Annotated in this window: 1 protein-coding gene; it reads left to right on the top strand. The window is 59.7% G+C overall.

The annotated features are described in order from the left end of the window. Positions 1 to 84 precede the first annotated feature (84 nt). The gene (locus ACFOM9_RS15050) at positions 85 to 501 is read left to right on the top strand and encodes a hypothetical protein (RefSeq protein WP_386712706.1); all 417 of its coding nucleotides are present in this window, start codon (positions 85 to 87) and stop codon (positions 499 to 501) included. Positions 502 to 868 lie beyond the last annotated feature (367 nt).

Below are 868 nucleotides of genomic sequence, written 5' to 3'. Positions count from 1 at the left end.
GGCGGCCTAACAGTTCAATCAAGCCGAACCCGCTTCGCGGGTCGGCTTATTTCAAGGTGTTAGGGCGCAGGGGGAGCTATGCGTTTGGCCGCACAAATTATTCTCTTCCTGCCCATGACCGCCGGGTACTGGTACGTGCACAGCGAGCTTGCGGTATGGGTTCAGTGGGTGCCTGATTTGTTCTCGGATCGACCATGGCGCTTGGCTGGCTTACTACTCGGCACCGTCCTCTGTGGACTTCTTGCAGGTCTAATCTTTACCGGTCCCGCCCGGCTTCTCTATTTGCAGCGAGCCTTGCTGGCCGGTGCGGCAATGTCTCTTGGCGCCGCGGCTTTTGATGCTTATCACATGCAGCTGGCTGGCCGCTTGCCTTTCACCAAGGCAGCCTTGCTGCTGGATCTTGCCGTCTTCTTCTCGGCGCTACCGCTGTGTATCTTCGTGCTCAGCCGGTTGCGCCCTAACAATGCGTTCAAGCCGAAGCCGCTTCGCGGCTCGGCTTAACTTAGGTGTTAGGCGGCTCGGGACACATCAAAGGCTGTGCGGTTTTGGTGCGCCTGACAGTGCACGGCGCAAGCCTGTCACTCCAGACACGATCGCAGTCGGTCTGTCCTCGATAGTCCCTGGCGCAGGCCGCTGGCTCACGGACATACTTGCCATTGCTCCCTCCAGATCGCGTCCGGCGCAAGCGCTTCCTTCTGCGAAATCTGTCGTAAAGTTCGCCGCGGTGGGGCGTCGTTTCTTCGGCCGGCGGCCTAACAGTTCAATCAAGCCGAACCCGCTTCGCGGGTCGGCTTATTTCAAGGTGTTAGGCCGCTCGGGACACATCAAAGGCTGTGCGGTTTTCGTGCGCCTGACAGCTCACGGCGCA

This window comes from Luteimonas notoginsengisoli (assembly GCF_042648885.1).
Classification (GTDB): Bacteria; Pseudomonadota; Gammaproteobacteria; order Xanthomonadales; family Xanthomonadaceae; genus Luteimonas; species Luteimonas notoginsengisoli.
Note: the sequence above shows the minus strand (reverse complement) of the source record. Positions and strands in the feature narration are given on the sequence as shown.